The 12,766-nt window shown below is 57.1% G+C and carries 9 protein-coding genes; 4 read left to right on the top strand and 5 right to left on the bottom strand.

Features of this window, described 5'->3' with window-relative positions:
* Nucleotides 1-42: 42 nt before the first annotated feature.
* The 4 genes from NCG89_RS12950 to efp all read right to left on the bottom strand — a co-directional run bounded on the left by NCG89_RS12950 (nucleotide 43) and on the right by efp (nucleotide 5,248).
* Nucleotides 43-1,125, bottom strand: coding sequence for an AraC family transcriptional regulator (locus NCG89_RS12950; RefSeq protein WP_251086968.1), 1,083 nt, complete (start codon nucleotides 1,123-1,125; stop codon nucleotides 43-45).
* Between the two features lie 149 nt (nucleotides 1,126-1,274).
* Entirely contained in the window at nucleotides 1,275-3,395 is a 2,121-nt protein-coding gene (locus NCG89_RS12945) for a TonB-dependent receptor (RefSeq protein ID WP_251086967.1), read from the bottom strand.
* 305 nt (nucleotides 3,396-3,700) lie between these two features.
* Nucleotides 3,701-4,678, bottom strand: coding sequence for an EF-P lysine aminoacylase EpmA (epmA, locus tag NCG89_RS12940; RefSeq protein ID WP_251086966.1), 978 nt, complete (start codon nucleotides 4,676-4,678; stop codon nucleotides 3,701-3,703).
* Complete coding sequence (efp, locus tag NCG89_RS12935) at nucleotides 4,679-5,248, bottom strand: elongation factor P (protein ID WP_251086965.1); 570 nt, start codon at nucleotides 5,246-5,248, stop codon at nucleotides 4,679-4,681. It lies immediately after the preceding gene.
* A gap of 48 nt (nucleotides 5,249-5,296) precedes the next feature.
* Between efp and epmB the strand changes: the two genes are divergently transcribed.
* The 3 genes from epmB to NCG89_RS12920 all read left to right on the top strand — a co-directional run bounded on the left by epmB (nucleotide 5,297) and on the right by NCG89_RS12920 (nucleotide 10,218).
* Nucleotides 5,297-6,307, top strand: coding sequence for an EF-P beta-lysylation protein EpmB (gene epmB, locus NCG89_RS12930; RefSeq protein ID WP_251086964.1), 1,011 nt, complete (start codon nucleotides 5,297-5,299; stop codon nucleotides 6,305-6,307).
* A gap of 89 nt (nucleotides 6,308-6,396) precedes the next feature.
* On the top strand, nucleotides 6,397-8,172 hold the full coding sequence (locus NCG89_RS12925; protein ID WP_251086963.1) for a cyclic-di-GMP receptor FimW-related protein: 1,776 nt from the start codon (nucleotides 6,397-6,399) through the stop codon (nucleotides 8,170-8,172).
* Nucleotides 8,173-8,211: 39 nt separating this feature from the next.
* Complete coding sequence (locus NCG89_RS12920) at nucleotides 8,212-10,218, top strand: EAL domain-containing protein (protein WP_251086962.1); 2,007 nt, start codon at nucleotides 8,212-8,214, stop codon at nucleotides 10,216-10,218.
* Between the two features lie 12 nt (nucleotides 10,219-10,230).
* Here NCG89_RS12920 and serB read toward each other — a convergent pair whose 3' ends face one another.
* Nucleotides 10,231-11,442: a phosphoserine phosphatase SerB gene (gene serB / locus NCG89_RS12915; RefSeq protein WP_285236378.1), complete on the bottom strand. Its 1,212-nt coding sequence runs from the start codon at nucleotides 11,440-11,442 to the stop codon at nucleotides 10,231-10,233.
* A 118-nt stretch (nucleotides 11,443-11,560) separates the two neighbouring features.
* Between serB and NCG89_RS12910 the strand changes: the two genes are divergently transcribed.
* On the top strand, nucleotides 11,561-12,766 hold the full coding sequence (locus NCG89_RS12910; protein WP_251086960.1) for a hypothetical protein: 1,206 nt from the start codon (nucleotides 11,561-11,563) through the stop codon (nucleotides 12,764-12,766).

Raw genomic sequence — 12,766 nt, 5'->3', positions numbered from 1 at the left:
GTGCCAGAATTTGCTGACCAGGGGATTTAACGCCGAAGACGATTATTGGGAGAAATCGTCATCCTCGGTCCCATCGATACCGGGAATCTGTTGCTGCTCCACACGCCAATCCGAGGGACGGCGCCCGGTCCAACTCTTGAAAGCACGGGAGAAGGTGCCCCGGTCAGAAAAGCCCAACTGACAGGCAATCTCTTCGATGCTCATCTCAGTGTGCTTCAGATAGGAGTAGGCCTGCTCCTCCCGAAGCTGACGCAGTATTTCGTGGTAGGTGGTGTTTTCCTCGGCCAGACGTCGGGCCAGGGTCCGCTCGGTCATGGCGATGCTCTGGGCCGTTTCTGCCCGAGAGGGCTCGCCGTTGGGGAGCTTTACCAGCAACACCTCCCTCACCCGCCGGGAGAAACGCCCCTGCAGGCGGTCCGCAAGATAGCGAGCCGCCAGTTCATCCAGCAGAGAAGCGACCTCCGGATTGGCGCCGGGAATCGGTCGAGCCAGATCGTCGTTACTGAATGACAGATAGTTGCTGGTCTGGCCGTAGCGAATCTCGCAGCGAAACAGTGCCTCGTACTCCTCGGGCTTCTCCCCTGGCGCGTGACTGAAACCCACCTCAAGCGGCTGCAAGGCCTCGTCGTGCAGCATCCAGCGACAGTATTCCAAAAAGCCAGCAAGCACCGTATCAAAGGCCTGGTAGCGGGGCACACTGCCGCCGGTTTCCAGCGCGATCACCAAGTCGCTATGACCTTCCCGCTCGTGAAAATGCAGCACTGCGGAATCTGATATCAATTTGGCAAAACGGGAGAAACGGTGGGCGGCGGCACGCAAATTATCACTGCACAACATGGCCTGGCCGACCACATGATAACTGGAGGGCCGGATATGCCTCGCCACCTTCAGCCCAAAGTTAGCGTCCCCGGAGCGCGCGACCGCCAAGCGCCATAGCTCGGTCACCTTTTCCTGACTATAACGATCGCCAAAATTTTCCAACCTGGCGGGGTCCATTCCCACCTCGGCCATCAACTGACGGTGATCAAGTCCCGCTTCATCCATCGCATGGACCATAGCGAGCACATATCCCGACAGCGCCGTTCTGCCACCTGCCGAGGAAGGCGCCCCGTTTGACTTGTTCATATTATTTGTCGGCCAAAAATGAGGCTTCATTCTAGACGACCGCAAAGTTGCTGAGAACCGCTGACGGCTGCCTGGGCGATGCCGCCTGGCCGACGGGCATACAGCGGCTTTCATTCACCCTCCAAGAAATTGGCAGCCACCATCAACCACTAAAAATGATAAGTGAAATCAATACCATAACTGCGTGTCGGTGCCCGGTAATTCACCGACAACACACCCAGTAATGGCACGATCTCCTGATAGTACTCCTCATCGGTCAGATTCTTGCCCCACAGTGCTATCTCCCAGCGCTCCTCACCCGCCAGGGTAAGGCGAGCATCCACTAGGGTAATGGGGTCGCGCTCGGTGCCCTCGGTATTGGCAACATCCCACCAAATCGAACCGTAGCGGCTGACTTCGAGGCGGGGCGTCAGGGTAAGATCACGGTCAAGCTGGTAGGCTTTGCTGAGGCCGAGCGTCGCGGTGGTCTTGACCGAGCCGGGCGCAACATTGCCCTCAAAGGCCGGGTTCGGTCCAAATTCGCTGATTTCGCCGTCGGTGTAACCGAAGCCGCCAAACAGCTCCCATTCATTGGGCAGCAAAGCGGTAAAATCCACATCAAAGCCCCGCAGCTCAACCTCGTCAATTGAGGTCACAGTCTGTAGGCCCGCCGAGGGGAAAAACTCGAATTGCTGGGCCCCCTCCACCACCGTATGGAAAACACCGGCGTTAATACTCAGGCGCTTGTCAAAAAATTTGCCTTTGAAACCTAACTCGAAGGAGTCGGAGGTTTCTTCGTCAAACTGGTCCTGGACATAGATATCGCTCTCGGGAACTCCCGCCCCAGCACCGGCTGCTACCAGTGCGGCGCGGCTACCCAAAGGATTGAAACCACCACTCTTGTAGCCTTTGCCATAGTTGGCATACAGAGTGATATTCTCCGCAGCGAGATACACTAGCGAAACCTTGGGGGAAAAATTGCGGAAGGTTTCGGAATCGTTACAGGCAGAGCGGGGAATCGAAAAGGCCTGGACACACAGGTTAAACACATCTGGCGCCTTCTCTGTAACCTCTCGCTTCTCGATATCATAGCGACCGGCCAACTCAAGACTTAAGCTATCTGTCAGATCAATTTGGGTGTTGGCAAATACGGCGTAGTTACGGGTTTGAAATTCGCTGGCGGTGTAACTGACGGTCGGCGCCGCACTGTCAGGACCATCCACACCCCGAGTTTGTAACATCGTGCCATCCAGGTCCTGGCTCAACTCGCTGAACTGGTCTCGATCAAACTGCATCAGATACAGACCCGCCATCCACTGCACTCGACCACCAGTAGCCGAGCTGATGCGAAACTCCTGAGACACCACTTCGTCCTGATAGGTGTACATCTGCACCAGCGCACCAGCGCTGCCACTGTCTGCGATGTAGGGTACGCCATCGCCACCAAAGGTCTGGTCAAAGCTGTTATAGCTGGTAATAGATCGAAGGCTACCAAAGTCGAACTGGCGCTCAATATCCAGCGCACTATCAAGCATTTCCTCCTCGGAAAAGCCCTCGACATTGGAAACAAACGGCAACATCAGATCAGCATCCAAGGCAGTCACCTCTACGTCACCAACAGGCACCCCGGCAAACTGCCCGTTGTACGCGGTGCCACCGCCGTTGGAATCGTGGGCCGCCAGCCGGAAGTTAATGTCAGTGAGGTCATCAGGGGTGTAAAACAGGCGCAGGCGTCCCAGGGAGGACTGGGCCCGCTGCACTTTTTCGCCTGTCAGGTCATTGGTAAAGGGACCGTCCGTCTCGCGAGTGGAGCCGGCAAGTGCAAATTTCAGACTATCGCTAAGAGGGCCTCCAAGCCCCATACTCATGCGGCTCGTGCCAAAGTTTCCGAACCCCGCTGACATCTGCCCTTCGACAATATCGCCGGGGCGTTTTGTCGCGATGACGATGGCGCCCGCAGCGGCATTGCGGCCATACACCGCCGACTGGGGCCCTTTCAACACTTCGATTTGCTGAATATCGAACAGGTCTTGGTTAAACGCTTTTAGCGTTACCAAAGGGACACCATCGATCACTACCGCCACATTGGGATCGGAATTTCGCACCGCAGTTTGGCCGCGAATATTGACGTACACCTCACCGGCATTGTCCTCGATAAAGGTGACGTTGGGCACCGTTGCCAGGAAATCCCGGGGGCGTTTGATTCCTGCCTCGGCAATATCTGTCTCCGTCAACACATTAACCGATGAGGGGACATCCTGAAGGGCCTGATCACGCTTCGTTCCTGTCACGACAACTTCTTCCACTTGTATATTTGCCAGTGATGACGTGGAGGAAAATAGAAAAATCACAGTGCTCAATAAGAGCCGGGCGCATTGATTCATAGCATTCACCAAAGTCTAATTGTTATTGATTCTGTGCAGTAACAGTCAGCGCGGTTAGCACACTTGGCGAGGGTAGGAGTACAGCGGGGCAATGAAGAGGGCAATTCGCGTCAACAGGAAACCAAACAAGACAATAATCGGCCACTGTCTACGGACATAAGCAACAATACTTATAAAAATGATGCTCAGGCTGAAACTACCCCATCATCGAGTCAGGCGCGCTCAAGGGGAAAGGCAATCACCTCATCAATGCTGGTCGCATCGCAGGCCAGCATCACCAACCTGTCAAAACCCATGGCCACACCGACACAGTTCGGCAGGCCTGCCTGCATCGCTTTTAATAACTGCCGGTCGATGGCGGGGCGGGCCTGCCCGGCGGCATCCCGGCGCTGATGATCAATGCCAATGCGGCGAATCAGCTCAGCGGCATCGCCCAGCTCATCATAACCGTTGGCTAATTCCATACCGCGATAAAAGGCTTCAAAGCGGCGCGCCACGGGTAAGCCATCGGAGTCGACTTCAACCTTAGCTAGCGCCGCCTGGGAGGCGGGAAAATCATGGACAAAGGTAATGCTGTGGGGATCAAAACCCGGTTCCACCACGCTGGACATTAACAGTTGCAGCCACAAGTCGGGATCGTCACTGTCAAAGCTGATGTCCATCCGGGCGCGGGCGCATGCGGCCAATTCGGGCGCATTGACGACCAGAGGGTCGATCTGGCAGTGGTCGAGAAAGGCCTGTCGATAGCTAAGCTTTCTGACCGCAGGCGCTGCACCCAGGGCCAGCGCGATAACCTCGGCGACCTCGTCCATCAACTCGTCAAAAGACAGACTCGGTCGATACCACTCCAGCATGGTGAACTCGGGGTTGTGACGGCGGCCGCGCTCCCCTTTTCTAAACGCTTTGCAGATTTGGTAGATGTCGCCAAAGCCCGCTGCCAGCAGGCGCTTCATCGCGTATTCTGGCGAAGTTTGCAGATACATCTGCTCTTGGCTGGAGCGCTCGGCGGGGCTGTCAGGGCGCTGGGCGGCAATGGCTTCGATATTGGGGTCGGTCACTGGCGCCGAGGCGAGTAGCGGCGTCTCCACTTCCAGGACATTTCGCTCGGTAAAAAAAAGACGCAGGCTGGCTAGCAGCTGCGCCCTTTTTTGCAGAGCTTCCCGGCTAGCCGTGGGCTGCCAGGAACTCACTTAGCTTTTCACTCGACTAACGTACTCACCACTGCGGGTGTCGACCCGAATCACCTCACCCTGGTTAATGAACAAGGGCACTTTAACCACGGCACCGGTGCTCAGGAACGCGGGTTTGGTGCCGCCCTGGGCGGTATCACCCTTGAGTCCCGGATCCGTTTCAGTGATTTCCAACTCGACAAAATTCGGCGGGGTCACCGACAACGGCGCACCGTTATAGAGGGTCACGGTACACACGTCCTGCTCTTTCAACCAGTTGATGGAATCGCCCACCGCTTTGGTATCCGCTTGAACCTGTTCGAAGCTGTCGGGGTCCATAAAGTGGTAAAACTCGCCATCGGTATAGAGATATTCCATCTCCACATCCATCACATCGGCGCCTTCCAGCGATTCGCCTGACTTGAACGTTCGCTCCCACACTCGGCCGGTGTTCAAGTTACGCAGTTTGACTCGGTTGAAGGCCTGGCCTTTACCTGGTTTGACGTATTCGTTATCCAGGATGGAGCACGGTTCCCCATCAAGCATTACCTTGAGCCCGGAGCGAAATTCGTTGGTAGAATAATTAGCCATGTTGGTCCTCGCCGACAGCGTTATTTTCCTGAAAGTAAAAAGGCCACAATGATACCCGTTAAAGACGCACTTTGGCAGACCGAAAATTGGCAGCAACAGATGCGAAACGTGATTCGGGAGCCCGAGGAACTGATGGCCAGACTGGGCCTGGACCCCTGCCGGGAACCGGCGCTGGCGGAGGCCTTAAAACTGTTTCCTTTGCGGGTACCGGAGGCCTTTGTCGCCAAAATGACCCGGGGAGACTGGCGCGATCCACTGCTGTTGCAGGTCATGCCCAGCGGGGCCGAGACCGTCACCACGCCGGGGTTTTCCGACGACCCTCTTGAAGAGCGCAGCGCCAATCCCGTGCCGGGGCTGATTCACAAATACCGCAGCCGCGCTCTGCTTATCACCACCCCCTCCTGCGCCATTAACTGTCGTTATTGTTTTCGGCGCAGTTTCCCCTACCAGGAGAACAGCCCGGCCAGGCGCGACTGGCACGCTGCGCTGAACTACATTGCCCAGCGCAGCGAACTCCACGAGGTGATTCTCAGTGGCGGCGACCCCCTGGTGGCAAAAGACCAGACGCTGGCGGAGTTGATAAAGCAGATTGCCGCTATCGAGCACATCACCACACTGCGCATCCACACCCGGCTTCCGCTGGTGATGCCCGCCAGAGTCACCGCTGAGCTGATCGACACCCTTTGCGCGACCCGCCTGCAAACGGTGGTTGTGGTGCACTGCAATCACCCCAACGAACTGGATACCGAGACGGAATTGGCCTTCAGCCGCCTTCGCGCAGCAGGTGTCACCTTGCTCAATCAGAGTGTGCTATTGGCAGGGATCAATGACACAGCGGAGGTCCAGGTCGCCCTGCAGAAAAAACTGTTTTCTCAGGGGGTACTGCCCTACTACCTGCATCTGCTGGACCGGGTCCAGGGCGCGGCCCATTTTCAGGCCTCCGAGGCAAGCGGCATCGCGCTGATCAAGGCGATGCGGGCCACCCTTCCCGGCTATCTGGTGCCCAGATTGGTCCGGGAATTGCCGGGGGAAGATAGCAAAACCCCTATTGCGATATGACCAAGAACCGCGTAAAAACATAGGGTTATAAAGATGTATTGCACAGCCACCATAACACTGACGCGCAGTGGCAATAGCGATGGAAGACTATGACAGATAATTCGGGCGCCAAAACCGCGCTGCCGGAACCCAGCCGGGACAAGCACAGTCTGTTTGTCATGACCGCGCCGGCGGCCAACAGCTGGCTGCAAACGCTGCCCCGGGCAAACCTGGGCGAGACGACCAAGCAGCTCTATTTGGCCCTGTCCGAGTTGAATCAGGTTAAGTGCAAAGGCAAAGATCGCCTTGACCTGCTGGAAGCCTTTCGCCCCGATATTCACGCCGCCGTCCGCGGCCTGTCCCAACACTATCTTGGCAAGCCGATCAACCTGCCAGAGAAAGTCGAAAAGATCGTTTCCCTGGCCGACACCCTGAACAAGCAGCTTATCTTGGGTTACCAACTCGCCTTTCGCAGCCTGCCCCAGGAAAGCCGCCTGCTCAAACCCACCGATGCGATGGCAAAGTGCCTTCACCGGATCATCGCCGAGCAGTCTCGCATTCTGCTGCGCACCTACCAGTTGCACCGCAGCCCGGCCACAGGCTTCTGGCTTAAGTTGCACCACCTGTTTCAGTTGGCCCGGGAGCACAAACTTCTCAAAATCAAAATCGCCGACCCGCACTATGGCGGTGGCCGCATTGGCGAGGCCTATAAACGGGCTCTGCTGCTATCCTGCTGCCGACCTCACCAAATTCCCCAGCGTTTTCTGGCCGGCATCTTTGATGAGCTGCATAAGCTGGCAGGCCTGGCAGAACTGCGTCACGAACGTCTGGAAAGCTGCGTCTTTCTGCTCGACCCCGACGCAGACCAGCCACCTCAGTATCGGGAACTGGTGAGCCGCGCCCCCAGCGAAGATTGGCTGGGCATCGACACCAAACCACTGACCACCCTGGGCAGCGACGAGCTATTTGCCAGCAACAGCCAAATTCCCAGTCTGTTGCAGGAACGCATTTTGCTGGCATGGGCCTCGGCGGCCGCTCGCTCGTCAGAGCGCCAGCCTTGCGACATCCCTGCCAGACTGGTGGTGGGACTCGGTGCCTGTCACTACTTCCTCGCGGAAGAAATGGGCTTTGACGCCTTCAAAATTGACAGCCATGCTGCCGAATCTTCCCCCGACCCCTTCGTTGAACGAACCCACTCTCAGCCCTGGGATGACTCCCCCGCGGTCGAATCTCACCACTCAGTGGACAAGCAGCACTGGAATTTTGGCTACAAGCGCGGCGATGAACTGGAAACCATTAACTACAGCCTGCCCAGCGATTCCGTTAGCACCCAAACTGCCCACACCGAATTTAGCTACGTTGAGTCGCGTATTCTCGATATCAGCGACACCGGCTATCGTATAGGATGGTCGGCGCCATCAAATTCGAAGCTGCGCAATGGCGAAATTATTGCCCTGAGCCCCAATGAAAATGCCGATTGGAGCCTCGCCGCAGTTCGCTGGATTCGCAACGAAGAAAACTTTCAGATTGGCGCCGAATTGCTGGCGACCCAGGCCATCCCCTACAGCATCAGGGTGTTGCAGGCGGGCTTGCCGTCTACCGATTATCAGCGCGCCCTGTTAATTTCGGGTTCCGCCGGGCACCGGGAGCCCAGTGTACTGGTGCCGGCCTTGTCGATTTTTCGGAAGGGGCAGTCAGTAGAGCTGCTGCGTCCAGGGCACGCGCTCAAGGCTCGCCTGGTCGAGGCGCTTGAAGAGGGCAATGCCTTCAAAGTATTTAAGTTAGACGAATTCGGATCGGTCAAGAAAAAGGACGAACACAGCACACCCCGCATACGCAAGGAGCAGGACGACGGTCAATTCGGACAAATTTGGGATGTGCTGTAAGCCACCAGAAAAACGCAAAATAGGCGTTACCGTAATCACATGATGCACAAACAAATTATCCACGTCCTGCTGGTGAATCTCTCGGACAGCGACGCCGAACAACTCGGTAACAGTTTTCGCAAAACCGGCCAAGTTGTCAGAGAAGACCGGGTCAGCAGCGGTGAGCAGCTGAGCAAACGTCTGTCCGACCAGCAATGGGAGCTGATCGTATTTGATGACGAGCGCGCCAGCCTCGACATCAAGCACTGCGGTAACATGCTGCGCAAACAGGGCATCGATATCCCGGTGATTTTCATCGGTGATGCCGACCCCCTCAGCCCGCCCGACCCAGTGATTTCTGCCGTTTTTGGCAAATATGAGTTTCCCCGACTGGCCGCCGCCGCGCTGCGCGAAATTCAGGGACTGCAATTGCGCCGCCAGATGAATGAGCTGCGCCATTCCCTCGAGGTCGCCGAGCAGCGCAGCCAGCTGTTAATGAATGAATCCAAAGACCCGGTCGCCTACATCGTCGATGGGATGATCATCCATGCCAACCGGGTGTTTTGTGACGGCCTGGGCTATGACGACCTGGACGGTTTTCCGATCGTTGACCTGGTCGAACACAAGGACCAGGAACGGCTGAAGAATGCCCTGAAACAGCAGGGCAAGGGCAAAGAAGACCGGCAGCTCGAGCTGGCGTTTCGCGGGCGTGACGGCAGCTCCCAGACCAGCATTGTGCATTGCAGCAATACCCAGTACGACGACGAAGACTGCATTCAGGTCCTGTTGAGCGAACTTGGCGCCGATGGCAACTTCGGCAACATCGATGAAACCACCGGCCTGGCCACCCGCCATTACTTTGAGCAGTCGTTCCAGGAATTTATCGAAAGTGAGCGAAACAACAACAGCTCGCTGCTGCTGATTTCCATCGACAACTTTCAGCGTTTGCGTCAAAAGACCGGGCTGAAAGGCGCCGAACTACTGGTGGCGGAGCTGTGCGGACAGTTGCGCATCGCCCTCAACGCACAAATTTATGGGCGCATTGGTGACGACATTGTCGCTGCCGTCGCCCACCACGTTCCCTCGCAAAATGCCTTGGAAATGGCCGAAGACCTCGTCAAAAACGTGGAAGAGGGCATATTTGAAGTCAAAAAGCAGTCCATTCAATTGACCTTGAGCGTGGCGATCATGCCCATCAACCACCGCACGCCACCGGCGGCCAGTGCGGTCCTCGACAACAGCTTTGACTTCCTTCAACGATTGGTGGATAGCGGCGGCAACCAGGCTCAGATTGTGCGCCGGGAGCGCCAACAATTGGAAAACAGCCAGTCGGCCGCCAAACTGGTTCAGGAAGCCCTCGCTGAACAGCGACTGCAATTACTGTTTGAGCCAATGGTCAATCTCGGCAGCGCCAGCGGTGACCATTACGAGGTCAGCCTTGATCTGCGTGACCGGGCCGAAGGCGAAATTACCGCCGGTGAACTGCAGCGCAATATCGAACGGGACCCCGATCATAACGAACTGGATCGCTGGATGGTAATGGAAGCCACCAAGCTGCTCGCCAAAGAGCGGCTCGGAGGCAAAGACGTCAAGCTGGTGATCAATCTCAGCGGCAACGTTTTCCACGACCAGGAATTTTGCTCCTGGCTAGGTGTGGCTATCAAGGCCGCCGGTCTGCCTGCCAGCGCCCTAACACTGCAATTCAGCGAGGAAAGTATCAGCAATAGCCTGAAGCCGGCACTGGATTTTTGTAAGCAGTTTCAAACCATGGGCGGTGAGATTGGTGTGCGTAATTTCGGCCGGGTTAAGGCCTCAGACAAGTTCTTGAATCATATTCAGCCGGGCCTCGTTAAACCCGGCATTCGCAGCAGTGATTCGCCAGACAACAGCCAAATTCGCGACTTTATCCGCTCCGCCAAAACTCTCGGCAGCCGCATCGTGATTCCCAATGTAGGCAGTGCCGCTACGCTCGCCATGCTTTGGCAGCTGGGACCGGATTTCATCCAGGGCAGTTACGTGCACGAACCCCAGCCCAGCATGACCTACGAGTTTTCGGCGTTCAGCTAACCTACCGTCGCACTAGCTGCTGAGCCGGTCGCTGATTCCCAGCAAATAGAGAATGCCATCAAGCCCCAGGGTGCTGATGGACTGCTTGGCATTCTCCCGAACAATGGGCTTGGCGCGAAAGGCAATGCCCAACCCGGCAATGCTGAGCATTGGCAGGTCGTTAGCCCCGTCACCCACCGCAATCACCTGTTCCAAGTCAATGCTCTCGCGACGGGCAATCTCGCGCAGCAGTTCGGCCTTGCGCTGACCGTCCACCACGATCCCTTCGACCTCACCACTGACCTTGCCGTCGGCAATGGCCAAGGTGTTGGCGTAGACATAATCGATGCCCAATTTGGCCTTGAGATATTCACCAAAATAGGTGAACCCGCCCGACAAAATGGCCGTTTTGTAGCCCATGCGCTTGAGGGTCGAGATCAGCCGCTCAGCGCCCTCGGTGATCGGCAGGCGCTGGGCAATGCCCTCGAGCACCGACTCATCCAGGCCCTTCAACAGCGCCACTCTGGCCTTGAAGCTCTCCGTGAAATCGATTTCACCGCGCATGGCACGCTCGGTGATTTCCGCCACCTGGCTGCCAACCCCGGCAGCAGCGGCAAGCTCGTCGATCACCTCGGCCTCGATCAGCGTGGAGTCCATATCAAAGGCCACCAAGCGCCGGGTACGGCGAAACATATTGTCTTCCTGGTAGGCGATGTCGATGTCGAGTTCACTGGCGAGACGCAGTAACTCCTGCCGAAAATCAGACGCGTCGGCCAGAAACCCCCGCACCGACAGCTCCACGCAGGCCTTTGACTGCTGCGCCCCCGCCGCCAACGACACCCTGCCCGACAGACGGTCGATTCGGTCGATATTCAACTCGTAGCGAGCCACGATGTCGGTCACCGCAGCAATATGGCGGGCGCTGATTTTCCGGGCCAAAAGGGTGACGATGTGGCGCTGCTTGCCCTGGCCACTCACCCACTGTTCATAGCTTTCGGGGGTCACTGGCAAAAAGCGAACCTGCATCCCCATCTCGTGGGTGCGAAACAGAATATCCTTAAGAATGCTGGAGGCCTCCAGCCCGCTGGGCACTTCTACCAGCAACCCAAGAGTCAGCGAATCATGAATCACCGCCTGGCCGATATCGAGGATATTGACCTGGTGATCAGCCAGAATACCCGTAATGGTGCTCGTCACACCCGGCCGGTCACTACCGGATATGTTTATCAGAATAATCTCGTTCACTGGGGACTCCCGCTGCAGACGGCGTATTGTAGCGGGTGATTGCATTCCACCCAAGGCCGCAAAGCCTTGATATACTCGCGGGCAAAACAGCGAAATTGTCACCCGCCTGGATACCCGAATGCTCAAGCAGCTGCTCAAGCTCCCCCTCTCTGCAAAATGCGGATTTGTCGCCGCGTTGATCTGCGCCCTGGCCGGCCTCACCCTGTTGATCACCAGCATGACCGCCAGCAAACAGATTCTGCTCGAAACCACCCGCATGATCGGCCAGCAGTGGACCAACCAGCTCGCCTCTCAAAGCCAGCAGTCGCTGCTTCGCAACGACAAAGTTAGCCTGCAGGCGATTCTCCAAGACTACATTAACAGCCCACTGGTGGTGTACGGCAGCATCGCCAACACCCGGGGCGAGACAGTGGCCGAGGCGGGCCATTGGCGCACGGAAAACCTCAACTATGAGGCCCCAGTCGCCGGAGACGGCAGCCTGGGCGCGGTCAAGCTGTCCTTAAGTCAGGACATCATCAGCACCGAAATCAGAGACCTGGGAAAAACCCTGCTGATCCTGACCGGCATTCTGGCGGCGTTGAGTTACGCCCTGGTCGCGGTGCCGGTGCGCAAGGTCGAGATGTGGATGGACCTGGCCAGAGTCCGTCTGGCCCAACCGCTGCGGGAGGACACCCCACCCTACCACGCCAGCGACAGCCTGGGGCGGCTGCTTCAGGACATTCATAACCCCGACGTTAACTTGCTGCCCCCCGGCGAGCACCGATATCGGGATTACTATGTGCTCCATTGCCACTGGCAGGCATATGACCAGCTACAAAGCCAAATGGCCCCGGACAGTTTCACTGCCCACCTTCACAATAGTTATGCCCGCGCCGAAGCCATTGCCCGGCTCTACCACGGTCAGCTTATCCCCCATCGCAGCACGGCGATAACCATGCGCTTTGATTATCACGACGACGCCGACCACCCGCTATTTCGAGCAATCTGTTGTGCCGAACTATTACAAAAGCTAGACCGAGCGCTAAAGACCCGGGCAGGGGTGGCTCATATCGAAGGGGAAGGTCAAGATTGGGAGTGCGCGGCAATGGAGTGCGCTGCGATTGAGCGCCTGCACGATGTGACTGCCGAAGGTCGCGGTATCTGGCTGGATGACACCTGCAAAGATCACGAGCGCCTGGACGCCTGGGTAGACTACAAGGGCAATCGCGTCAGCACGCTGAAGGCGCCCTACAGTGATCTGTTAGACCGTCAGCAGACCCAGCTAAAGAACCTGAATCTCGCCGGCCGCTTCAATCGGGACGAGGATGGTATTGAGGAGGCCTAG

It is taken from the genome of Spongiibacter taiwanensis, from assembly GCF_023702635.1.
GTDB lineage: Bacteria > Pseudomonadota > Gammaproteobacteria > Pseudomonadales > Spongiibacteraceae > Spongiibacter > Spongiibacter taiwanensis.
Note: the sequence above shows the minus strand (reverse complement) of the source record. Positions and strands in the feature narration are given on the sequence as shown.